General features: G+C 43.5%; 18 protein-coding genes. 10 read left to right on the top strand and 8 right to left on the bottom strand.

Annotation, left to right across the window (positions count from 1 at the left end):
• Positions 1 to 137 precede the first annotated feature (137 nt).
• The 4 genes from CJ305_RS16560 (at position 138) to CJ305_RS16545 (ending at position 3,900) form a co-directional block, all read left to right on the top strand.
• Positions 138 to 1,649 carry a rhamnogalacturonan acetylesterase gene (locus CJ305_RS16560; RefSeq protein ID WP_099647416.1) on the top strand — a complete coding sequence of 504 codons (1,512 nt, stop codon included), beginning with the start codon at positions 138 to 140 and terminating at the stop codon, positions 1,647 to 1,649.
• Positions 1,650 to 1,985: 336 nt separating this feature from the next.
• On the top strand, positions 1,986 to 2,591 hold the full coding sequence (locus tag CJ305_RS16555; protein WP_189319475.1) for a hypothetical protein: 606 nt from the start codon (positions 1,986 to 1,988) through the stop codon (positions 2,589 to 2,591).
• 23 nt (positions 2,592 to 2,614) lie between these two features.
• Positions 2,615 to 3,232, top strand: coding sequence for a hypothetical protein (locus CJ305_RS16550; RefSeq protein ID WP_099647414.1), 618 nt, complete (start codon positions 2,615 to 2,617; stop codon positions 3,230 to 3,232).
• 8 nt (positions 3,233 to 3,240) lie between these two features.
• Positions 3,241 to 3,900 carry a hypothetical protein gene (locus CJ305_RS16545; protein WP_099647413.1) on the top strand — a complete coding sequence of 220 codons (660 nt, stop codon included), beginning with the start codon at positions 3,241 to 3,243 and terminating at the stop codon, positions 3,898 to 3,900.
• Positions 3,901 to 3,905: 5 nt separating this feature from the next.
• Here CJ305_RS16545 and CJ305_RS16540 read toward each other — a convergent pair whose 3' ends face one another.
• From CJ305_RS16540 to CJ305_RS16530, 3 genes are all read right to left on the bottom strand, one after another.
• A complete protein-coding gene (locus CJ305_RS16540) occupies positions 3,906 to 5,333 on the bottom strand; it encodes an exonuclease domain-containing protein (RefSeq protein WP_099647412.1) in 1,428 nt (475 codons plus the stop codon).
• A gap of 487 nt (positions 5,334 to 5,820) precedes the next feature.
• Positions 5,821 to 7,269 carry a Gfo/Idh/MocA family protein gene (locus CJ305_RS16535; protein WP_099647411.1) on the bottom strand — a complete coding sequence of 483 codons (1,449 nt, stop codon included), beginning with the start codon at positions 7,267 to 7,269 and terminating at the stop codon, positions 5,821 to 5,823.
• A 276-nt stretch (positions 7,270 to 7,545) separates the two neighbouring features.
• Positions 7,546 to 11,124, bottom strand: coding sequence for a ShlB/FhaC/HecB family hemolysin secretion/activation protein (locus CJ305_RS16530; protein ID WP_189319474.1), 3,579 nt, complete (start codon positions 11,122 to 11,124; stop codon positions 7,546 to 7,548).
• Positions 11,125 to 11,448: 324 nt separating this feature from the next.
• Between CJ305_RS16530 and CJ305_RS16525 the strand changes: the two genes are divergently transcribed.
• Positions 11,449 to 11,730 carry a hypothetical protein gene (locus CJ305_RS16525; RefSeq protein ID WP_143469403.1) on the top strand — a complete coding sequence of 94 codons (282 nt, stop codon included), beginning with the start codon at positions 11,449 to 11,451 and terminating at the stop codon, positions 11,728 to 11,730.
• A 1-nt stretch (position 11,731) separates the two neighbouring features.
• On the opposite strand, the gene CJ305_RS16520 is transcribed toward CJ305_RS16525, so the two are convergent.
• Positions 11,732 to 12,595: a hypothetical protein gene (locus tag CJ305_RS16520; RefSeq protein WP_099647409.1), complete on the bottom strand. Its 864-nt coding sequence runs from the start codon at positions 12,593 to 12,595 to the stop codon at positions 11,732 to 11,734.
• Between the two features lie 127 nt (positions 12,596 to 12,722).
• On the bottom strand, positions 12,723 to 13,094 hold the full coding sequence (locus tag CJ305_RS16515) for a hypothetical protein (RefSeq protein ID WP_099647408.1): 372 nt from the start codon (positions 13,092 to 13,094) through the stop codon (positions 12,723 to 12,725).
• 288 nt (positions 13,095 to 13,382) lie between these two features.
• On the opposite strand from CJ305_RS16515, the gene CJ305_RS16510 reads away from it, so the two are divergent.
• Positions 13,383 to 14,273, top strand: coding sequence for a DUF808 domain-containing protein (locus CJ305_RS16510; protein ID WP_099647407.1), 891 nt, complete (start codon positions 13,383 to 13,385; stop codon positions 14,271 to 14,273).
• On the opposite strand, the gene CJ305_RS16505 is transcribed toward CJ305_RS16510, so the two are convergent.
• The 3 genes from CJ305_RS16505 to CJ305_RS16495 all read right to left on the bottom strand — a co-directional run bounded on the left by CJ305_RS16505 (position 14,270) and on the right by CJ305_RS16495 (position 16,349).
• The gene (locus CJ305_RS16505; protein WP_099647406.1) at positions 14,270 to 15,043 is read right to left on the bottom strand and encodes a 3-keto-disaccharide hydrolase; all 774 of its coding nucleotides are present in this window, start codon (positions 15,041 to 15,043) and stop codon (positions 14,270 to 14,272) included. The genes CJ305_RS16510 and CJ305_RS16505 overlap by 4 nt on opposite strands.
• Positions 15,044 to 15,181: 138 nt before the next feature.
• Complete coding sequence (locus tag CJ305_RS16500) at positions 15,182 to 15,622, bottom strand: 3D domain-containing protein (protein ID WP_223248905.1); 441 nt, start codon at positions 15,620 to 15,622, stop codon at positions 15,182 to 15,184.
• 160 nt (positions 15,623 to 15,782) lie between these two features.
• Entirely contained in the window at positions 15,783 to 16,349 is a 567-nt protein-coding gene (locus CJ305_RS16495) for a GrpB family protein (protein ID WP_099647404.1), read from the bottom strand.
• Positions 16,350 to 16,746: 397 nt separating this feature from the next.
• Between CJ305_RS16495 and CJ305_RS16490 the strand changes: the two genes are divergently transcribed.
• The 4 genes from CJ305_RS16490 (at position 16,747) to CJ305_RS16475 (ending at position 22,912) form a co-directional block, all read left to right on the top strand.
• A complete protein-coding gene (locus CJ305_RS16490) occupies positions 16,747 to 19,473 on the top strand; it encodes a T9SS type A sorting domain-containing protein (RefSeq protein ID WP_099647403.1) in 2,727 nt (908 codons plus the stop codon).
• 526 nt (positions 19,474 to 19,999) lie between these two features.
• Entirely contained in the window at positions 20,000 to 20,401 is a 402-nt protein-coding gene (locus tag CJ305_RS16485; protein ID WP_099647436.1) for a response regulator, read from the top strand.
• Positions 20,401 to 20,943, top strand: a complete 543-nt coding sequence (locus tag CJ305_RS16480; RefSeq protein ID WP_099647402.1) for a heme NO-binding domain-containing protein — start codon at positions 20,401 to 20,403, stop codon at positions 20,941 to 20,943. Before CJ305_RS16485 ends, CJ305_RS16480 begins: the two co-directional genes overlap by 1 nt.
• Positions 20,936 to 22,912: a PAS domain-containing sensor histidine kinase gene (locus tag CJ305_RS16475; protein WP_099647401.1), complete on the top strand. Its 1,977-nt coding sequence runs from the start codon at positions 20,936 to 20,938 to the stop codon at positions 22,910 to 22,912. The genes CJ305_RS16480 and CJ305_RS16475 overlap by 8 nt, the downstream gene beginning before the upstream one ends.
• The last annotated feature ends 2 nt before the right edge of the window (positions 22,913 to 22,914 follow it).

Below are 22,914 nucleotides of genomic sequence, written 5' to 3'. Positions count from 1 at the left end.
TTGAAATACGAAATACGAAAAACGAAATTCGAAATTTTCGAATAGACACAACTCCATCTTTTCTCAGGGAACAAAGAACTAGAAATACGGAATAACAAATTATAAATAACCTCATAACGAATACAAAATACAGAAGAATGAAAGCCTTTAAAAAGATAAGTTTCCTATTGTTTTTTGCGCTAATCCTGGTGAACTGTATGGGCGTGAATGCCCAAAAACCTACGGTATACTGTGTAGGAGATTCTACCGTAAAAAACGGAAGCGGAAAAGGAGACGGCGGTCTTTGGGGCTGGGGTGATTTTATCGGTCAGTTTTTAGATACGACACAGGTGCGGATTGAGAATCACGCCCTGGGTGGAACGAGTAGCCGTACTTTCCAGACCAAAGGACTTTGGCAGCCGATTTTAGACCGTCTGCAAAAAGGCGATTATGTTTTGATTCAATTTGGGCACAACGATAGCGGGGCTTTAAATGACGATTCGCGAGCCCGTGGTACTATTAAAGGTGTTGGAGAGGAGACCGAAGAGATAGACAATATGCTTACCGGGGAACACGAAATCGTGCACAGCTACGGCTGGTACCTGCGTAAAATTGTAAAGGAAGCTAAATCTAAAGGCGCTATCCCGATTGTTATGGCTCCCATACCGCGTAACGATTGGAACAATGGCAAGGTACCGCGAAATATGGACTCGTACGGAGGCTGGGCGAAACAGATAGCTCAGGAAGAAGGCGTGACTTTCATCAACCTCAATGATAAGATGGCTTCAGCGATGGAGATAAAAGGGCAAGATGCCGTAACCGGAAACCTGTTTTACAAACGCGATCATACGCATACTTCTGCAAAAGGAGCTGCCCTTGCTGCTTCCCTGATTGCAGAAGGTTTACGCGAGAGCGATAATTCGTTAAAAAATTATTTGCTAAAAAATCCCAAGGTTAAACTTCCCGCAAAGCGGAATTTATATCTGATCGGGGATTCAACTGTGGCAAATAACGGCCAGCCTACCAAATCGGGTTGGGGAATGTTTTTGGAGCAGCATCTTGATACTACCCGTATCAATATGTACAACAAAGCCCGTGGAGGAAGAAGTAGCAGAACGTTTAGATACGAGGGACTCTGGGATGCTGTCAAATCGCAATTAAAACCCGGGGATTTTGTGTTGATGCAATTTGGCCATAATGATGGCGGACATGTAGATAAACCCAAGTACCGTGGATCGTTAAAGGGAATGGGAGATGAGACTCAGGAAGTCAACCGCGATAGTACGGGTTCTGAGACGGTACATACGTATGGCTGGTATATGAAACAATATATAAAGGAAACGCAGGAAACAGGTGCTACACCTATTGTTCTAAGTATGATCCCCCGTAATCAATGGAATGAGGGACAGGTTATTAGGGCCTCTGAGAGCTACGGTACCTGGGCCAAAGAAGCCGTCGAGCAGGCGGGAGGCTATTTCCTCGATTTAAATGAGGCAGTAGCTCAGAAGTACGAGCAGCTAGGGCCAGATGTGGTTGCTGCGTTCTTTCCGGATGATCATACGCATACCAATGGGGAAGGAGCTCAACTCAATGCACTCACAGTTGCCGAACTGATAGAAAATCTACGTCAAAGTGATTTGCGTGATTTTGTTTTTATAAGAAAAGAATAAGAGGTTTACTTCCCATAGTTAAAGCAGAGCTGATCAACCATTTTATCCTTTCCTGTGTGTGTTTTTTTAGTTCTGTGGCGCGCGAAGAGCGCAAGTTGCAGTCTTAGAAATTATCTAGAATCATTTATATTTTTGTTAATTTTATTAGTAGTATAATTCTTGCGTTATTTTGTAGGAATTATACCCTATATTCTTTCGCGATTTTCTTATGTCTTTGCCAATTGTTTATTTAAACGAAGAAAATTTGAACTAGTCGAAAAACAGGCTTAAAGCCTGTCAATGAATAGACTAACTTCTACTTTTACATCACCCCGAATCGTAGTTTTTATAAGTTGAATGATGAAACAACTCGCACTCGTTTTAGGGATATTAGGCGCTTTTTCACTACAGGCGCAGGTAGGCATAGGTACTACCGATCCACAGGCAACACTTCACATTGTAGGAGATTTTAAATTTATTCCCAGTACTTCGGTGAAGGCTACCCGATTAGTGGGACTAAACAATACCGGTTATGCCAGAGAGTTTCCTTTGGGGGATGATTTTGTAATTATTGATGGAGTCATTGAGGTCGATGAGTCTGATGCTAATCTTTTTTACATTGGAGATGTTGATCAAAGCGCTACTGCAGGAATTACTCAGTATGATAATTACGATTTAGGTCTTGTAGACGTGAATGAACGAAATACCCTTATTCGATTAAGTGGTTCAGGGGGTGGGTATAATATTACCGGTTTTGCAAACGGTTTTGATGGTCGCGTACTGTACATTATCAATGCTCAAACTAATAACGTGACCTTTTTTCCTGAAAATGCAGCGAGTTTGCCTGAAAATAGAATACAAACTATTGATGGAAATAATGAAGTCTTACAGTCCCAGGGTATTGCAGAATTTATTTACAGCGAAGTACTGCAAAGATGGGTTATGATCAATAAGCGCGGTTAACACATCACCTCAAAATAAGTTCTATGAGAAACAATTACCTCATCTTCCTCTTAATTATGCTCCCCACACTGCTTTTTGCTCAGGTAGGCATTGGTACCACTCAACCAGAAGAAATGCTTCACGTGGTAGGTGATTTAAAAATTGAAGGAACTTCACCTGATGATGCCGTAGAACTGGTGGGAGCAGATGATAAGGGTACGCTCACCGCACTTCCCTTCTCCAATCAGATACGCATCATTAATAATAAAATTGAACTGGTAAGCAGTTCGGAATACCGTATAGGAGCGAAAAGTTTAGCATCTTACATGACCCCAGGTTCTGGAAACCTCAGAATAGATAATTTGAATCTTGATCTTGGCGCAGGTCAGGTAAATGAGGGTAAAACAGTTATTCACATTACAGGCTATGATAGAAATATTCGCATAACAGGATTTACTAATGGAGAAGATGGTATGCATCTCTATTTTTATGCAACCCCGTCACACAATGTGACTTTTGTTAATCTTTCTAATACGTCGCTGGCTCAAAATCGAATAAATGCACTAGCGTCACCTGGCGATGCTTTAATTCAGGGTGGCGTTGCGGAGTTTATATACGATGGCAAATCGCAAAAGTGGATTCTACTTTCATTACAAAATTAAAATTCGCCATGGACTATCTTAAAATAACAGTACAGGTTATCATTTTCAATGCATTTTATCTTTTAAATGCGCAGGTAGGTATAAATACCGAAACTCCTCAGGCAACTCTTGATGTTAATGGTACGGCACGAGTAACCGATTTACCGGTGGAGAGTACTTCAGATATTACGGTTACCGGACTGACAGGAGGTGAGCAACTCAATCTTACTGAGCTGGGGGCAAATATAATTTTTGTGAATAATGAAGCGGTAATACGGCCTGTTTCCCGTACAACGGGTCAGGTTGATTTGGGAGTAATCATCCCTGATGCCACCAACGGTAATACTCGAACCATTCACGTTCTTGATCCTCAGCTGGGGGAAGGAGAAGCAAATGACCTGGCAACTTTTGTAACCTGTATTAATTATGCCGGTGCTAATTATGAAATTGGGGGCATTAAGGGAGGAACTGAAGGCCGCAGGTTAACGCTTTTCTTTTCAGATTCGAGTAAAAATGTAAGTATGATGCTCGAATCCACAACAGTGCTTGACCCTTCACAGCGCATCACTTTTCCGGTAAATAAACCCTTTTTTGGCATAAGTGGTACAGGGTCTATTGAATTGGTTTACGATGCTGATGCCGGACCTGATGGGGCCGGGCGCTGGCTTGTGCTGAAGTATCAGGGCTAGATCCCTTAGTTTAACCAGTGATCAAATACTGAATTTTCGTGCTCCTGTGCTTCCTTTAGTGCGATGCGCTCCAGCTTTTTTGAGGTGGTTATATACCGCTGAATGATGCGATCTGCATAGGCAGAACTCTTTTGGCGAATCATGAAGTTCTGATAATCATCTACCGCATTGATTTCTTCCTGAGCGCTGATAAACCCATATCCCGCAAAGCGTCCCTGTTCCAAATAGATAAAGGATTTCTCTCCGGCTTCACGACCTTTTTCAAGCAAAAGACATGAGTCTTCGTATTGCTCAATAAAATCGAGTGCCTTACTCACCCGCCGGTTGTATTCTTTGGCTGAAAGGCTTCCGTCGCAAGCTCCGCTACACTGGTGAATTTTGTAGTGGGAGCAACTTTCGACTCCGGTCTGAAGCGCACAAAATTTGGGGCAAAGCTCAAATTTTTCACACAGCATTTCCAGAAATTCGATGGCCTCTTCACGCGTGTAAAACTGCATCCAGCTTACAGGTGCAATCTTATTTTTATGTAGGGCAAATTGCTCAATTCCTTTTTTATTGTGGTAGGAGGTAAGCTTATAAGGCTTAGTAGGATTTTTTTGAGCCTTATTGTATTTGGGATAATGTTTCAGAATCAATTCTGCCTCCCGTAGCAGAGCCAAAACCTCACTGCCGGTGAGTTTGTAGTCAATGCTATAGGTGTCCTGCAACAGCGCATATTTACGGTTGCTTTTTTCCCGAAAATGTGAAAGCACCCGCTTCTGAATGTTGATGGCTTTGCCTATGTACAGGGGACTTCCTTGTTTATCTCTAAAGAAATATACACCGGCTTTTTGAGGCAAATCTTCAAAATCGGAAGCTTTACAATTGGGCGGAACGTAAGACTCTTTTGATTTTCGGTTTAAAAAACCACCGATGACTTCATAGTCTTCATCAAGCGCCAGGCAGCGCTGAAAAAGGATGACGGTAGCTTCGGTATCGCCTTGAGCCCGGTGCCTGTCGCGATGCGGAATATTGATCGAAGTACATAAATTCCCCAGGCTGTAGGAGAATAATCCCGGAATGAGTTTTTTGGCCAGACGCACTGTACAGAGCCGTTTTCGGTTAAAATCAATTCCGGCTTCGGCAAACTCGGCACGCACCACATTGTAGTCAAAGCCCACATTATGGGCGACAAAAATACAGTCTTTGGTAAGGGAATTAATCTGAGGAGCGATTTCATCAAAGTAGGGCGCATCGGCAACCATCGCATCGTTTATGCCGGTGAGTTTTTCGATATACAGGGGTATTTCGCGACCGGGATTGACCAGCGATACAAAGCGATCAATTTCTTCACCGTGCTGCAAAACAATGACGCAAATCTCGGTGATCTTGTTCCCTCTGATTCCGCCTCCTGTGGTTTCCACATCTATGATGGCAAACTTCGCCTCTTTCATCAGGGCAAAGTACTGAATTTTTATATTCTTTTAAAAGGAAAAAATCCGTATTAACGGATTTTTTCCAATAAAGTGATTTAAATAAATATGGTCCTAAATAAACTGATTTATTGAATGTGTTCTTCTTTCTAGCTTCCTTTTAATATCGGTTTGAATTCTCAAGAGGGGATCCTTCAAATAATTATAACCGTAGTTTTATATCCTGCTCCGTTCATTTTCTTTGCTTGTCCAAAGAAAACGAACCAAAAGAAAGGACACTTTTTCTTAGGCATTTTTGCCTTATCAGGCAAAACCGCAACAAGTCCCCTAAATTTTCTCCAAGGCTTCGAAAATTTTTAACGTGGACTTCTTGCTATGCGGAAGAAAAAGAAGACCAAAGAACAAAATTAACCCATGAATTGAAATTTAATTTGTAGCATTCATATTTACCGATTTTCCCTTTGTACTGATCAATACATGTTCAGGACGTTATATTTTAGTTTCTTCTCTAGAGTTTCCAGCCCTCGCGGTAGTTGCGTCGTACAAACTGATTGGCTTCCTCAAAATTGGTAACTCTCATGTTTTCGGCATCCCAAAGCATTTCGATATAGCGCCCGGGATAATCGTAACGCCCGTCTTCACGTTCTTTACGAATATCAAATCCGCGTATGGCGAGGTTTGCGATGAGTAAGGTTTCAGTAAGCGGCCCCGCCACGCTAAAGGGCGAACTCACTTCTTTTTTACCGTATCCTGCCAAAGCGGCTTCAACCCATTGCCTGTAATGACCTTCGGCTTCACCCGGAACACGCTCATACTTTTGAGGCACCACGGCTTCTTCGGTTTTAGAAGTAGGCAAAAGTTGCGGATTTCTACCATAAGTGCCGCACATCATTTTTCCTTTGGTACCTATAATAAGCACACCATTGCCGCCATCACCAAATACCTCATTAGGCCCCAGTTCTTCAGGACGGGTAGGTTGAATGCCGCCATCCATCCAGTGCATCGTGATATCACCCGATGTTTTGTCGGTTTTTGGGAAGGTCATGGTCACGTGGCTTGAAGGCGGACAACTGTCCGGGAAATACCCGCGTTTGAATTCATCTACATAAACGCTGCCTACGCTGCATTGTACGTTTTTCGGATATTTTAGGTTGAGTACACGTACAGGAACTTCTACCAGGTGACAACCCATATCCCCCAGCGCACCGGTACCGTAATCCCACCAGCCACGCCAGTTGAAAGGCACCAGGCCGTCTACATACTCTTTGTACGGCGCAGTATTGAGCCAGAGATCCCAGTCAAGTTCTGCGGGGATGGCACTTGAAGTTTCGGGCCAGGGGATTCCCTGTGGCCAAACGGGACGATCTGTCCAGCAATAAACCTCAGTCACGTCGCCAATGAGCCCTGCATCATACCACTCGCTCATCAAACGCGTACCGTTGTTGGAAGCACCCTGATTTCCCATTTGGGTGACTACTTTGTATTTATCTGCAGCTTCAGTAAGTGCCCGGGCTTCATAAATATCGTGGGTAAGGGGTTTTTGAACGTACACGTGTTTGCCCAGTTGCATCGCGGCCATCGCCTGTACCGCGTGGGCGTGATCTGGAGTAGAGACTGATACGGCATCGATTTTGTCAGCTTCCTTTTCCAGCATTTCACGGTAATCTTTATAGTATTTCGCTTTTGGAAAACGCGCCCGGGAAGTCGCTGCACGACGGTCATCTACGTCGCATAAAAAAGCGATTTCGGCCAAACCGGAATCTGCAAAACTCTTAATATCGCTTTCACCCTTGCCGCCTACACCTATTCCGGCTACCATCAGTTTATCACTGGGTGCTGTAAAGCCTACACCTCCCAAAACGTGCCGGGGAACAATGGAAATGCCCAGCGATGCGATTGAAGCTTTCTTAATAAAATCCCTGCGGGGAGTGGAATGTAGCGGTGTTTTACGTTTCATGTGGTTTAAATTTTAAAAGGGTTATCAATAATTGGGTAGCGGACAAAATCGTGCTATCCTTAAAAATACACTTGAATAGTTCGTATTTCGGTAAAAATTAATGCATTTTTTTGGCATTTCAAGATGTGATAGCGATTTATACCAAAAGTACTTTAGCTAAACCCCGGGTATTACCCCGGTTTTTTAAGACGGAACCTATAGTGAGAGCAGTGCTCCTAAACTAAAAAATCCTGCCGGGTAAGGCAGGATTTCTAAAAAAGATTTTTGCTGAAAGGCCTAGAACCTGAAGCCCAGTGTGAAAATGACACGGTCGCTTTCGTCACTCAAATAATAGCCAATATTTGCAGTTACAGCCTTAAATCCGTTTAAGAAGATCGAACCCCCGTAACTGTGATGCCACTGTTCTGAAGTATCGTTGTCCGTCCACACTCTACCGTAATCGTAGCCCAGGGTAGCGCCTATACGCAGGGGCACATAGCTGGTGCGTAAATCGGCAATGCCGGTACGCAGGTCAATGCTTTGGTAAAACATACGGTCTCCATTGAACCGTTCATTACGAAAACCTCTAAGACTGTTGTTTCCGCCTAAAGTAGCGCCGTGGTAGAACTCGTAGTCTCCAAAGTTCATTTGAGCTCCCACTTTTGTAGCCAACACTGCAAATCCGCTGGAGTGCAACGGGAAGTCTATGGAAAGGGTAGGTTTTATATAGGTAAATTCATTATCAAACTCATCCTTAATCGCCGTTTTGTAACCTGCATCCAGATCAAACTGAAACCCCCGGCGTATGAATGCAATTTCGCCGCTCTTGTTCTTATACTGAAAACGCGCTTCAGCACCCGCATACAATTGGTTTCTAAACACATCATCATCTGATGCAAACTGTTGTGCGGTAGCACTGTTCATCCGATTTTCTACATCGAAGTTTTCAACCAAAGGTCCTATACTAAACTGAATGCGGTCCTGCGCATATTTAAAGGCCGGTCTGATGTTCCATTGCGCGATGCGCACCCGGTTGAAATCCCGGCTGACAGCGTCTTCATCATAATTGGTACCGTTGCCGATACCAAAGTAGTTGATCGCATAATTAGGGCTGGTGATGCGTGCATCTAATTTGAAATTCCAATTGTAGAATGCGTGCGCAAATTCTCCGGAATAGTCTAACGACAATCCACTGGTAGCCGAGTAAAAGGCTGCCGTTAGGGTCTGCTGGGTTTTAAACGGATTGTTGGCCAGGCCGTAGGTCGTATACGTATCGCGTAAGCCTATTTTAAAACCGGCATCGGGATCAAAACCAATACTTGGGAATACCGTGTTGGCACTCAGTTTTCGGTTTGCATCATTATAGGTATTGATGTCGTAACTGTCTACCAGCCATTTGCTGGAAGCCGGATTTGTAAACGTATTTTTCTTGCTTTTATAGTCGTAAGCCTTTACCCGGCTGTTATTCTGAAAATCATATACGTCGTTATTTTCACCACCCAGAATCTTTAGGGGGATGTAGTGATCACCTTCTCCTTCTACCACAAAGCTGTCTTCATCATCCAGACCGTAAATCCAGATTTCTTTAGTGAGGTCTTTGGTATACGTACGTTCAAAATCGCGTCCATTTTCAGTCTTTAAACTGATGGTTGTTGCGCCATCGGGCTTACGGGTAATACGGAATTCATCTTTATCTTCCGTACCCAAAATGATCTGATGACTCATCAAATACTCATAATAGCGCTTCGCAATAGATTGTAGGTTATCACGACGCAGTTTCAGGTTTTTCTTAATATTTGTGATAGTCTCATCCTGAACGGCTTCGGGCAGGGTTGCAAAAGCAGTTTCAATAGTCTCATCGGTTAGATTTTTCTGAATGAAATCAACCTGCTTTTGCCAGTCCTCCCAGGTAATTTCCTTTAAGAAAGCCTGATCAAGCGGATAGGCGTAGCGGCTCATCCATTTGACGCTGTTTACATCTTCATCGTATTTTTCCATAGAGCGGAAATCAATCATTCCCATTTTAAGAATGCTCAGGATAAGTCCGTCGTATTTAGGGAATGCCTGGTCACGGTCACGGCGTATGGTTTTATACATTTTGTTACCGTCTTCCATTTCGTATTCAGACCAACGCCATTGGTCGTAATGGCGGTCGTAATCACCCACGACAAAGTCCATAAGGCGTACTTTTAGGAAATTAGACTCATCAACCTGATGCTTTTTAGACTTGCGAATATTTGCCAGTAAATCTTTGGTACTGATTATGTCGTCCGGGTTGCCAAAACGCGCAAAAGATTTGTTTTCATCCCCGGCATGAGCTTCATACATATAGAGTTTATCGCCGTAATCTTCATTGTAAATGCCCAGCTGTTTTTGTTTGGGCAGGTAATAGATTTTAGGTTCGGCGTTATAAATGTCGAGACTGTCAAAAATGGGATTTAGGGCGAAAGGCGCATAGGGGTGTGCAGTCGTGTAAAAATCCTGAACCACATCTTCGGCCAAAGAATTACTCATAATATCCTGCACATAGTGGTCTGTAATTTTAGATTGAATGAAGCGCACCGCGCTCTTGCGGAGTTCACGGGCGGTATACTCGTGTTCCTCGTCATCTATAAGTCTGATAGAACGCGACTGGTTACCACCACCTTCAGAAATGGCGTGTACATTACCGGGCAAAGCCGAAAGATCCAATACAGGAGCTTCGATGGTTTTGCTGTAAACCTGACGGTAGTGATCTCCCCAGAAAAAGGTATACAGACCGCTTTTATCTGTTTCCTCAGGCGTGTAGATCGAAGCTTTATAGGTGTCGCCAAACGTATCAATATCAGGATAGCTTACTTCACTGAGTTTGGTTTGCTGGCGGCGAATGTCTTTTTCGAAGAGTTTTTGCGGGTTGCCGTTACCGGTTTCAAAAAATTCTACTTTAGAACTGCGGTCGTTATAAACGGTGAGGCGTGCAAAGCCGTGTGCCTTCGCAGCAAACTGTCCATCATCAGTATTCTTTACATTATCGAGTTTATCTGAAGCTGCACCGGTAATGATTTGAGGGATACCGTCATCTTCCAGATATTGGAGGTTGCGGTCGCTTGCCGATACAAAAACCACATCAGGAAACAAGCTTGCCATAGTCTCAAGATTTCCGGCAAGTTTCTGACGTTGCTGGCTGTAGTAGTCCTGTTTGCTTAGTCCGCCAATGTTTTCGAAGAAATCCTGACGGGAACGCGTTAGAATGGAATGGTATACCGCTACGATTACGGTTTTATTCTGCTCATCTTTAAGGTCGTCTTTAAACTTGGCGAAAAAGTCATCGCGGGTTTTGATATCGCATTTGTTGTTGAGGTACAAATGATCATCCCAATCTTCAAGAAACCATTGGGAGTCTATCATCAGCAACTCCACTTTCTCCATATCCAGGTCTTCAATCTCGCGGACACAGCCGTCATTTGGCCAAGATTTCACTTCACTGTTATCCTGAATAAAAGACTCCAGATCGTCAATATTCTCGTGTCCGTTTTTATTCCATTCGTTTTTTCCGGGCATAAAGATCAGGTTCCCGTTAAAGTTTTTAAGGGGTTGCAGCAAACTTGCCTGAAGTTGTTCTTCAACCTTCTTGCGGTCTTTATCTTTTGGCGGATATCCTTTATCAGTAATATTGCCCAAAGCCACAAAAGTCGCTTTTTCGTCATCCTGTGACATTGCGGTGATGGCCTTTAGGACTTCAAGCGACGGATTTTGCGTTTGCAGGGAGGTGTTACCGGTAAAGTAAAAAACCTGCTCAATTTCTCGCTCCTGCGCCTGCGCCCCGAAAAACGAAAGACTAAGCCATACAAGTGCTGTAAAATAGAGTGGTAGGGAAGTAGATGTAGTGATTTTCATATAGATTTTGCTTACAAAGGCTGAAAATATGTTAAAATCACGGAGCAGCCCCACACTTTAACCCTCATATAACACAGCTTTAAAGAAGTGTTAAGAAATGAAGTAATGTTGAATCTTCTCGAATTAGGATGTATTATTAAAATTCATTATTCTAAATAATTAATTTTCTTGTTTTTAGAATTGAAAGAATCCAGGATTTTACCATGCTTTGATAGCCCGAAGGCTTAATAATAGGCTAAAACTGTGCTAATAAAGTGTGAATTGGGAAATCGCAATACATTCGTTTATATTGTTAATAGTAATTTTGTAGAAAATTCTATTACTATGAAAGCTTCAGCCAACAGTCATTTTTCGCAAAGTTTGAACACGCTTCTCAAACGATATAGTTTGAGTGATCACGAATTATCAAAATTGCGTACTATCGATGAATCTAAAATTGTAAGTCTGGCCTACACCGAAACCGGTGGATTTGACATTCGCGATGGCGCCTTTTATGCTGAGGAGCGCGATATCAACTACAAATTAAAAATAGATTATTTAATGGATGACAGCGATGCGAAACAAACCCTGATTTTGTTGCCGGTAATTGCAGATGAATTGGATTAAACTATTCTTCCAGGGTAATCTCAAGCAGGGTTGCAACCCCGCCTGCTGCCTCGTTGGCAATAAATAAGCGACCGTCCGGACTGAAGGCGATTCCTTCCGGCTGCTCAAAGTGATAGCGGTTAAGGTTGTGTAAGGCTTCAACCTGCCCGCTCTGGCTCAAAATAAGCAATTTAAGATTGCGCCCGTCTACCAGATAATACTCCCCGGTTTTGGGATGAATGGCGAGATCTGAAGGAAAGAAGTTGTCTTCCGCATTTTTCTTTTGAATCGAATCCAGAGTTTTCGTTTTCATATCCAGATTGAAGAGTGGCGTTTCACCCATTGTGCGCGTTTCCGGTGAGATGGCATAAAGACCTTTGTAGCGGTCTTTTTTGAGTCCACGATCTTTAGGTACCGTGACCAAAAGATTTGTTTTGGGATTATAAGCTAAAGATTCCATATTATTTTCGGCCTTAAAAGGCGTATCAAAAGGCGAAACATCTACCGTGTCTAACGTAAAATCATCAATTTCAAAAATGAGACCGTCACTGCGCATGACAAAAGCCTGCTTTCCGTTCAGGGCAATGGCCTCATAATCTGCATCGGTGCCAAAACGGATATCGTGTGTAATTTCTGAAGTATTCAGGTTAAAATTATAAATAACACCTTCCTCATCCTGAATACACGCCAAAATAGAGTCATTTACCCAGGCAATTCCGCTTACCTCTCCAAGAATCTGAGGAAATTCCCAGCGGTTTTGAATGGTGTAGGTAGCTTTCGCGAGAATTTCCTGTTCTTCACGCATAGACTTTTTATAAAAGAAAAAGCTTAGGGCGCCGGCAATGAGCATAACTCCCAGGATTATATAAAGCGAAAGATATTTCATAGCATGGTATATTGGTTTACTTCAAGGTTATCAAAGCTAAGGGCTAAACACGGTATTTATCGTGTTCTTAATTAAGTTTTAAGATTTAAGCCGTGCTTTAAACTAAGAAGTTTTAACCAAACACCGGTCAGGATGCGATACAGGATTCCGGATGAAGACTTTTATAGTTGCGTACGAATTTACAGGGTACTTTGGTCAGGCGTTGGAGATACTCAAAATTCTTAAAGTCAGAAACAATATTTGAAACCACAATTACCCATTGAAGATGATTTTCCAAAATTTCTTTATAGTGAACCAGAACCAACGGATCTATAGAATAATCAGCTTCCGCATCATTACATACTAAAATTCCCACTTTAAGGTTTCCATATATTTCCTCTTTTATTGAATGAAGTTCTTCAAATGCTTTGGCATCAAAATGAAATCCTTCATTGATTTTAAGTTTTATGTAGGTGGGCTGAAAGTCTAAGCGAAAATCGCCGAGGTTTATCGTATTCATCAGTTTTTTTGGAGAATGGAGCGTGTTAGAGCGGCGAAATTAATTAAAACTGATTCTAAATAGTCAGTAATTGTACTACATATTATCAGCTTTAACATCTTTTAACAAGAAAGGCGATCCTGTTATCTTATTGCTATCCGTATTGGTAAGCTTTTTCAGGTTTCAGCCTTCCCTTTAAACAGATTTTTTGTGAATGTATAAAGGAGCTCTCTATGAAATTATCATTTTTTTAATTTCATAATACTTACAGCCAGCTTATATTGCCGGTGACAACCAAAAACACACAACATGGCCTCAGGTTTTTTTGCATTATTAGACGATATCGCTGCATTGATGGATGATGTAGCCGTAATGAGTAAAGTCGCGGGTAAAAAGACCGCCGGAATTCTTGGGGACGATCTTGCCGTGAATGCCGAAAAAGCTTCCGGGTTTATGTCAGACCGCGAACTGCCTGTACTTTGGTCTATAACCAAAGGATCACTGCTTAATAAAGTAATCATTCTGCCCGTTGCCTTTTTGCTGAGTGCCTTTCTGCCCACGGCCATAACGGTGATCCTGATTATTGGTGGTCTCTATCTCGCCTATGAAGGTGCCGAAAAAATCTATGAATATCTGGTGCCTCACGAGAAGCATAATGCTGTAGAAAAGCTTGATGAGATGACTGAAGAGCAACTGATGGAGCGGGAAAAGGAAAAGGTAAAATCGGCTATACTTACTGACTTCATTCTGTCGGTGGAGATTATCATAATTGCATTGGGTACGGTTTCTCAGGAGCCTATTGCCACGCAAATAGGAGTAGTGACCGTAATCGCTTTGGTGGCGACAGTGGGGGTCTATGGGATTGTAGCGCTTATTGTACGAATGGATGAATTTGGTGCCAAACTCATCAACCTGAACGATCGCGAAAACAGTTTTTCAGATAAAGTAGGGATGTTTCTGGTCAGCGCGCTTCCCTGGGTAATTAAAAGCCTTGGAATTATAGGGACCATCGCGTTGATGCTGGTTTCGGGTGGAATATTTGTGCACAATCTGGAGTTCTTCCACCATTGGGAAGAAAGTCTGGGGCTTCCGGCAATAGTCTTCGAATTTTTAGCCGGTCTGGTAATAGGCTTTTTGGTTTTACCGATAGTAAATGCTGCCAAAAAACTTTTCAAGGGCAGGAAGGCTTCTGCACACTAGAGTTCTCTCAGCTTTAGATCTTTAAACATCACTCCCTGACCTTCGGCCTGCAGGCCAATATAACCGCTTTTTAAGGCTTTTCCGTCAATTTTTAGAGCCGGGTCAAAACCGTTTGCGACCTCGCCGCCTATTTGAGTCTGACTGTAGCGAAGCACTTCCTTGCCGTTTACCTTATGGATAATCAGCGAATCGCTGTACACAATCAAATCGGCTTCAACCCAGGTATCCCAGGTGTAGGTGTCAGAGGTTGAATTGATACAGTGATCGTTTGATTTTTGGCCCTGATAATAGACATCAGTTCCCGGCGAACACATATTGCCGGTGGGTCTGGGTTTCCCGGGTTCGGCCTCTGCCAGCATCTGGTATTCTACCGAAAGCGGCCAGTCCTGCTCTTTTAAAATGGTTTTGGGTGCCTGACTGTGAAACATCACCCCGCTGTTGCGAAAGGTGTAGGAGGGGGCATCTTCCATCCACTCATCGGTAAAGCGGTATTTGAATTTCAGGTGAAAGGATTCAAAAGGTCTCTTATAAAACAAATGCCCGTAACGCTCATCAAAAGTATCGTAATCGGAATAGTCTACGACAATCGCACTGTCTTTAACGCGGAATGTATTTGCATAATTTTCACCGGTCTCGTGATGGTAGAATTTCGGTGTCCATCCTTCCAGATCAGTTCCGTTGAATAAAACCTGCCATTCGTCCTGTTTCTGTTCGCAGGAAAATAAAACCGTTGCTGCGATTATGAGTGCCAAAAAGTGTCGAAAATTCATAGGAAAGAAATTGCTTTTAGATTGCTACAAGTTAAGATATACCTCAAAATAGAAAAACTCCTGAAGGAATATCCTTAAGGAGTTTGTGTTTTATTTCAAAAGCTACAACTAGCAGTCTCAGAGTGCTGAAGCGTTTCGTCATTTAGATGAAAATTTATCGTTGGGTTTATCTACTTCATTGAATGTAATTTGCACTTTTTTTCGACCCCATTCTTTTGCAGCTTCCTCATCAAGCCCCATATAAATGTCAATTTTCTTCTCCCAGCGACGGTTCATTTTATCCTTGACGATGTAGGTGCCTTCTAGTCCGTCTATTTCTACTTCCTCATTGTGATCTAATCCCAGATCTATAAGATCCCGGGATACAGCAATGGCTTTTTCGCCCGGCTCTAACTGATCTCCCCAGGCTGCAAGACCCGGATTGCCTTTTTTAGTTTGATGTTCAACAGAATTATATGCCGTTGCGGTGACGGTCAATGTCACTTTTTTTTCGGGTTCTTTACAACCCACAATCACCAGCAGTGCTGTAAATACTATATAACAGGTAAGCGCTATTTTTTGGTTTTTGAACTTCATCATTCAATAAAATACAAAAATTATATTTAAACACCTGATAATTAAAGGTTAAGGTGATTTGTTTAGGTGATAGTGAGCAGGGCCAGGTAGCCCTGGGAATGATTCTGGAGTTAATCTGGTTTGGCTAATCTTGTAACCGAATTGAAGCATTCAATTTTAGAGATCAATCTTTTGATTCCTGCCAGGAACCGGAGCTTGACTTTTGGTTTTCAATGATTTCGTCAAAAAATGCATTGGCATACACTTCTTTAAGTGCTGCGTAGCGTTTTTTATCCTGATTTGCCTTTTCGGCCAGTTCATATTTCATCGCCTGATATGTTATTCTGGCCCAGTCATTCTTCCGCAGAAAGTCACGGGTTAGGATGTGCCGCTGCAAAGCCGCGCTTTGAGCCTTGCAAACATATAAATGATGGGAAATCGAATCTAAAACCGGATGCCCGTCCTTTTTTTCGCGTTTAAAAACTTCCCGGTTTTCAATTCCCTGATCTCCATTATGATAGTACCCAATACTTGTGAGTCCGGCTTTTAAGAGCTTAAATTCAGATTCGTTTTCGTAGATGATATCAAGGTCTATAATGGGTTTTGAATCTAAATGGGGTACCGAAGTGCTTCCTACGTGTTCGATACGCGGATTTAGTCCGTTGAGGCCACATTCGATTTCGAATTTTAAACTCTCGAAATCCTCAACCCATTGTGAGGTGTATTTTTCGATTAACATATCATCTTTCATTTTTTAAATAGCAGCTTACCCATCACCTAAACAAATATACCCGATTCGCCCGGCTTTATCTCGGGTGGTAAGCATTTCCAAAATAAATTGTTTCTAACTGTTCAGGATGTTGATTTAATCTTGTTTTAAATTTCAATTCTCAATAGTGCAGTCATTTCTAGTTTTAAAATCCCTTTCATGTATCCTATTCAAAAGTATGTGTAACCCAATCTGGCAGTGAACAAGCTTGTAACTTTCTAAATTACACCCGTAAATGCGAGCACTTTTTAGCTCTCGGGTTAACGCATATTTTTTTTAGCCGATTTACGCAATCGATTTCTTAAAACCAATTAGAACCAGAATCGGGACCTTTTTAAATCCCGATCATACTAAACTGAAACCAAAAAAAACTACTGCCGTGAAAAAACTCTACACCTATTTTTTAAGTCTGCTTTTTTCCTTAAGCCTGTCTAATCTTAGCGCGCAGAAACTCCCTGCTACGGTACAACTTGATGCCAGTGCGAACTTTCAGACTGTTACCGGCTATGGCGGTTTTGTGTGCAGTCCGCAATTTGCCTACAACCATATGACCCCTGCCCAAATACGCCAGCTTTGGGGTGCGGACAGCGAACTGGGTTATAACATTATGCGCCTCTATATTCCCATAGGTCGTGACAACTGGTCGCAGTCGCTGGCTACGGCTCAGCTCGCGCAGTCGCTGGGACTTATCATTTTTGCAAGCCCCTGGTCTATGCCGGCCGAGTGGAAAACCAACAACAACATAGCCGGTATCGTAATTGATTCAAATGGCAATGAGATTGAAGGTTTTCTGAAAGAGGAACACTACGGGGATTATGCAGACTATCTGAATGATTACGTGCTGTATTTGCGCGATAACGGGGTAGAACTTGACGGGATTTCTCTGCAAAACGAACCCGATTATAAGGTCACTTACGCGGGTTGCTCCTGGACGCCGCAGCAAATGGCCAACTTTATACGGGATTACGGCAGTCGTATCGACTGTAAAATCATCGCCCCGGAGACGGTGGGGATTTCCACGCGCTATGCGCAGGCACTGGCAGCAGATGGGGTTAAACAACAATTCGACATTTTTGCCGGACATCAGTATGGCGCTGTGGAGACCGAAGGGATTACCTTGCAGCGCAGTCAGGGTAAAGAGGCATGGATGACCGAGTTTTTGATCAACTGGAACGCAGGCAGTCAGGCTCCGCGCGATTATAACTGGCAGCAGGATGCCTTTGATTTTGCCCGAAGCATCAATACGGCTATGCTGTCAAACGTAAGTGCCTGGGTGCATTATGCCTCCAAGCGCTATTACGGGATGATGGGTGATGGCGAACGCGGTACCCAGGAAGGCGTGATTACCAAACGGGGATATATTCTGTCGCATTTTGCGAAATACACCACCGGTAAAAAGCGTATTGCCGCAACCTGGCTTGATGACAGCGGGCAGCTTGAAGGTTCGGCTTATATTTCTGAGGATGGAAACACCCTGACGCTGCATCTTATCAATGCTTCGGCCAATACCTATAATCTTACGGCAGACCTTCCGTTTTATACCCAAAGCGGTACCCGGGTGGTCACCACAACCACTGAAAGTATGACCACTACTGAAGTTACCTATGCTTCAGAACGTTTTCGCCCACAACTCACAATTGCGCCCAGTAGTTTTACCACTTTTGTCTTTGAAAAAAGCAGCGAGCGTCCCGAGTCGCAAATGACCGGAAGCCCTGTGTATTACAACCCTATCGAAAGTCAGAATCCCACGCAGGCGACCTTTGGTACCGGTTATCAGCTGAGTAACCGCCAAATAACCTTTAGCGTGAACAACCGTCTGATCAGCTCAAACACCGCACTTACTAATGGCTATCTGGCGCTTGATGACCGTTATACCAAACTTGTTTTTCAGGTAGAAAATGTAGTCTCTGCCAATCAATACAATTCAGACAACACCACCCTGCACTACGTTAACGCTGCGGGAGCTTTGAGTTCGCACAACTACGGGCGTATTGAAATGCCTGCAACCGGTAATTTTCAATTTGAGCTTGATCTTTCACGCGCGGTGCTCACCGATGGAATCACGGGCATTTTAGGAATAAGCAATACCAATTACAGTTCGGTGCTGACTATTGATTTTGGAGCGGTTTATTTTTTACTGGGGAATGAAAAAGCCTATGCTTTTGAAGGGGTTTACAGTAAGGAAGACAGCGATTTCCTCGAAGCGCTTTCCAATCCTGATTATACCGGGATCGATTTTACCCAAACCACGGCCATCCCCGAAACTACCGACTGGAAATCACAGGCGGCGAATCCCAATCTCCTGTTTTACACCGCAACTGGCAGTGGATTAGATCAACCTAATGTAATTAGCGGCACTCAGGCTTCGCAACTGAAACTGGAAGGCAACGGAAACTTTCAGGTGCCCGAAAGCTTTACGGCTACACAAGCCAGCTATACCCGTGATTTTAGCGGTTACGAACTGCTTATTTTACCTTTTGAAGCTGCTATTCCCGAAGGTGCAGATTGCTATACGATAGAACCCGGAACTGATGAAATTGCGTGCAAGCTTATAACCGGTGACGTTATCCCGGCCAATACCCCGGTGCTGGTTTTAGGAACAGGTAGCTTTAGCTTTACGGGCAGTGGCTCAGTAAGTACTCCAAAAGCCAATACCACAAATAACCTGAATGCAGTTTATATTAAAACTCAGGCCACAGCAGGTGCTTATATCCTTACTGTTGAGAATGAAGACCCGGTCTTTAAACGGGTCGAGAGCGGAACTCCGCAAACAGTAGATCCGTTTACGGCCTATCTTTCGGCATCTGCCGGTTATACGCTTGCGAGTCTGCCGGTACGTTTCGATCAGCTGAGTGTCACACCTGTTAATGCTGCAGACTCTTTTAAAATCTATCCCAATCCCGCTACCGATGTGCTTCAGTTGCAGCTTAATGAGGCAAATGCATCGAAAGCCATCATCTACGATCTGAATGGGCGCAATGTGCTGGGGCCGCTTGATGTTTCGAAAACCCGGGCCATCCCGGTTTCGTCCTTAACTCCGGGGGTATATTTGATTCGTGTTACCAGCGGGGAGCAGAGCAGTACGCTTCGGTTTATAAAAGGATAACTGCACGAAATGGAAAGCAGTAACCAGTCTCAGTGGGCAGTTAGCAGAATGCGGAGTTAAGAATTCTGAGTGTTGAGTTACTTTTAGCGATTCAAAATAACTCCTAACTCTGTACTCCGCATTCAGCTTTGCCAACAGTCATTTCGAGGGAGCCCTAAGCGACTGAAAAATCACATCTGGTTGGTTCAATATTCAAGGTTTAAAATTTAAAATTACAACCATCCCCAGCCCTTTCCTTCGAAGGAAGGGGTAGGTTCTTAGTTCGTATAAAATTCCTCCCTTTGAAGGGAGGTTAGGAGGGATGTTTCCGTGAAGGAATCCTAACTCTGCATTCAGCATTCCGAATTAGAAAGCAGGTTCACCCTCCCTATTTTTAGTCTTTATAGTACTTGTAAAAACCACTCGTCTACACTTAATGACCACTCGTCTACACTTTAGGCAGGCTTCATCTAGCTTTGACTTTTCAAAAGGATTTCTGATGCAATTTTGTAGCTTCCCTAACTTGAAACTTGTGATCACACGTAAAATGAATATCTTACTTATCGAAGATGACGCTATAGAAGTCATGAAACTCGAACGCGCTATCAGCAAACTGGGCGTCGAACATCAGTTGATTAAAGCCCGTGACGGCGAAGAGGCACTTAACCTGCTGCAAGCCGGAGGGAGTTTGCCCGATGTTGTTTTTCTGGATCTCAATATGCCTAAAATCAACGGGATTGATTTCCTGAAAATACTCAAGGCTGACGACCGTCTGCGGTTTTTGCCTACCGTGATTTTGACTACTTCAGCAAATCGGAAAGATATGCTGGAATGTTATAAAATAGGCGTTGCAGGTTACCTGATAAAGCCTCTGAAATACGACGACTACGTCAATAAAATTAAAATCGCTTTAGACTACTGGAGTATTAACGAACTTATAGATTCTTAATGAAAGGTATTGTTTTTACAGAATTTCTGGAGCTGGTAGAAGAGCGCTATGGCCTTGAGATGGTAGACCATCTTATCAGCGAAGCGCATCTGCCTTCCGGCGGAGTCTATACCGCGGTGGGCACCTATCAATTTTCAGAAATGCTAAGCCTGCTGGTTGAACTCAGTGAGCAAACGGGAGTTTCTATTGACACCTTGCTCGAAGTTTATGGTGAGCATTTCTTCGGGGTCGTATTAAGAAGTTATCAGGGTTTCATCACCCAGTACACCGATCCTTTAGACTTACTGGCTTCCATAGAAAGCCACATCCACGTTGAGGTGCGTAAAATATATCCCGATGCCGAACTGCCTGTTTTTCGGGTGCTTGAAAAAGACAGCGACAAGCTGATTTTGTTATACCGCTCCAGCCGCGCGATGTATGCCTTTGGTAAAGGACTGATGCAGCGCACGCTAACCCATTTTGGTCATCAGGCAGAAGTGCTGGTCGAAAAGATCAAGGATGATGGTACCGAAGTGAAATTTAGTATCCGCGTTTATGAGTGAGAAGCAACTCGAGTTGTATGAGAGGGCGCTGGCCCGGGAACGTGCTGCCCGTAAAGAGGCAGAGCGTATTCTTGAAGAAAAGTCCCGTGAGCTGTATTTTAAGTCTGAAGAGCTTAAAAAGACCAATCAGAAACTCGAAAGCCTGGTCTATACCGCAAACTCTGAGTTGCAGGGTGTTTTTGGCAATATTGCAGATGCCTATGTGATGATGAATCTGGAAGGGGTTCCCATTAAAATGAACAAGGTTGCCGAAAGCCTTTTGGGGTATACGCTTAAAGATCACATTCACTTATACAAACTGGTAACCGAAGAAGATAGGCCTCTCGTACCTCAGGGTTTTGAGCAGCTGATGCAAAAAGGCTCCCTCACCAATTTTGAAATTCACATACGCCGTGCCTGTGGTGAAGTGAGCTATGTGCAAATAAATGCCAGTGTAATTTACGATCGCGATAAAAAGCCGTTGGCAGCACAGGGTATTATTCGTGATATTACCAGCCAGAAGCGCAACGAGCAGCAACTGGTAGATTCCCAAAACCGGCTTTCTACCCTTATTCTTAATCTGGAAAGCGGTGTGTTGCTTGAAGATGAAAATCGAAATATAGTAATTACAAACAAGCGCTTTTGCGATTTTTTCAGCATTCCCGTCGCACCCGAACTGCTGCAGGGTCAGAACTGTGAGCAGGCTGCAGAGCAAAGTAAAGGTCTGTTTGAAGATCCGGATGGTTTTGTAAACCGCATAAACGAACTGCTTGTTAGTAAAGAACAGGTGCTCGCAGATGAACTTGCGATGCGTGACGGCCGTGTGCTGGAGCGCGATTTTATCCCCATCTACGAAGAGGGGCAATACAAGGGGCATCTCTGGACCTACCGTGATGTGACCCTTCGCAGAAAATACCGCGAGAGTATTGAGGCCGAACGTCAAAAATACAGCAACATTATCGCCAATATGAACCTCGGTCTGATCGAGGTAAACAACGATGATGAGATCCTGATGGTCAATCAAAGTCTTGAAGAAATGTCGGGTTATACCGAAGCAGAACTTCTGGGGAAAAAGGGAATGGACGTTTTGCTCTATCCCGGGGACCGCGATAAACTCACCGCAGAGAATGAAAGCCGCCAGCATGGGACTTCCAATTCGTACGAGATTCGTGCCCGCAGAAAAAACGGCGAGTTACGCCACTGGCTAATCAGCGGGGCGCCTAATTACAACATAAACGGTAAGGTGGTAGGTTCTATTGGTATTCACCTCGATATTACCGACATCAAAAACCTGGAGCTTCAAAAAGAAAATCTGCTTCGTAAGCTAGAGAAGAGTAATGACGAATTGCAGGAGTACGCCCACGTGGTTTCTCACGACTTGAAATCGCCTTTACGCAGTCTGAGTGCCTTGGTAGACTGGATCAGAGAAGACAATAAAGAGCAGTTTGATGAGCAAACCCTTACTAATTTTGGTCTTATAGATCAAACCCTTGAAAAGATGGAGCAGCTTATTTCAGATGTTCTTAATTATTCGAGTATGGGTATTGAAAGCAGCAAACGCGAGGAGGTGCCGGTGAAGCAGGTACTTGAGGATATCAAAACCCTGATACACATCCCCGAACATATTGAATTTAGCTATCCTGATCAGCTTCCGGTGCTGATGGCAGACCGGGTGAAGCTGCAACAACTCTTTCAAAATCTCATAGGCAACGCCATTGCCTACTGCGATAAAAATCCGGGTTGGGTACGTATTGAATGTGAAGAGCAGCAAAGCAACTGGCTTTTTAAAGTGAGTGATAATGGGGTAGGGATCGCGCCCGAGTATCACGAGAAGGTGTTTAAGATTTTTCAGTCTTTGCAAAAACGAAAAGATTCCACCGGTGTGGGACTTTCTATTGTCAAAAAAATTGTGGAGTTGTACAACGGTAAGATTTGGCTGGAAAGCACCCCCGGCGAAGGAACCACCTTTTATTTCACCTTAGCCAAATAGCT

This window comes from Leeuwenhoekiella nanhaiensis, assembly GCF_002744755.1.
Taxonomy (GTDB): Bacteria; Bacteroidota; Bacteroidia; order Flavobacteriales; family Flavobacteriaceae; genus Leeuwenhoekiella; species Leeuwenhoekiella nanhaiensis.
The sequence above is the reverse complement of the archived record's forward strand: the minus strand, read 5'-3'. Positions and strand labels throughout refer to the sequence as shown.